This window comes from Protofrankia sp. Cas8 (assembly GCF_963555845.1).
Classification (GTDB): Bacteria; Actinomycetota; Actinomycetes; order Frankiales; family Frankiaceae; genus Protofrankia.
This window is the reverse complement of sequence record NZ_CAUVXI010000070.1, coordinates 1-580: the sequence shown is the minus strand read 5'-3', so window position 1 is coordinate 580 and position 580 is coordinate 1. Positions and strand designations below refer to the sequence as shown.

Sequence of the window (580 nt, the reverse complement as noted above, 5' to 3'; positions counted from 1 at the left end):
GCGCGGCGGCGATGACCATGACTTCCCGCACACAACCGTTGTCCTCGGCCGCCAGCACCATGCGGGCCAGTCGTGGGTCCAGGGGCAGCTGGGCGAGTTTGCGTCCCAACGGGGTCAGCCGGCGGCGCCCGGCGGCGGTCGCGGCCCCACCTGCTTTGTTGGATTTTCCCGTGCCTTCCATCTCGACGGCGCCGAGCTCGACGAGCAGCAGCACGCCGTCGGCCACACTGCGTGCGTCCGGAGCGTCGATAAAGGGAAAAGCCGCGATGTCGCCCAGGCCCAGTGCGGTCATCGCCAGGATGACGGAGGCGAGGTTCGTGCGCAGGATTTCCGGATCGGTGAACGCCGGGCGGGCGGTGAAGTCCTCCGCCGAATACAGCCGGATGCAGATACCGTCGGCCACCCGGCCGCAACGCCCCTTACGCTGGTTCGCCGACGCCTGTGAGACGGCTTCGATCGGCAGGCGCTGCACCTTTGTCCGGTTGCTGTACCGGGAAATACGCGCCGTTCCCGGATCGATCACGTACCTGATGCCCGGGACCGTCAGCGAGGTCTCCGCGACGTTGGTGGCGAGCACTTT

Annotated in this window: 1 pseudogene; it reads right to left on the bottom strand. The window is 67.8% G+C overall.

The features are described 5' to 3' along the window. Positions 1-580, bottom strand: a pseudogene (locus U9977_RS12445) (helicase-related protein); the annotation flags it as partial.